The 511-nt window shown below is 46.6% G+C and carries 1 protein-coding gene; it reads right to left on the bottom strand.

The genetic code is table 11. From position 1 onward, the window contains the following. The coding region (locus R7Z49_RS27730; RefSeq protein ID WP_318112862.1) for a YecA family protein at positions 1 to 509 on the bottom strand (509 nt) is incomplete at its 3' end. Positions 510 to 511 lie beyond the last annotated feature (2 nt).

Below are 511 nucleotides of genomic sequence, written 5' to 3' on the forward strand. Positions count from 1 at the left end.
AGCATCACAGGTACAGCATTGAAGATCTCTTCAAATTGCTCTAAGCCTTCCATGCCTTGCTCTGCAAGCGTTGCAATGGTGGTTTCTGGATCGTACAACATGGTAAGAGAGAGCAGCACTCCACCCAATAGGGCACTGTCTTCGCTGTCTTCTGGCATTAACGTTTCCCAATCATCACGTGTCAGTTGCCAACCTTGAAGTACACCTTCACAGAAATCACGAGTACTTGCTGAGACAATGTCTTGCTCATCGAGAGTACAACCTTCAGGCCATTGCCAAGAACCTTCTAGCAAAGCTGGTCGAGTTTGGTTCCACATTTGTACAATTTCATCAATGTACAGTTCTAGTTGTTCACCATCTGAGAAAGGTGCTGTCTCTTCGCCGCCCCATAAGAATGGCAGCCACTCTTGAGGGTTCAACACGTTTGGCGCTGATGCCATCGCGGTTACAAAGCCTTGAGTTTTCGCTAGGTTTAGTAGTTTTCCATCAAGTTCTGGAAGAGAAAGCATGT

Source organism: Vibrio sp. 1562, assembly GCF_033340155.1.
In the GTDB taxonomy this organism is placed as follows: domain Bacteria; phylum Pseudomonadota; class Gammaproteobacteria; order Enterobacterales; family Vibrionaceae; genus Vibrio; species Vibrio alginolyticus.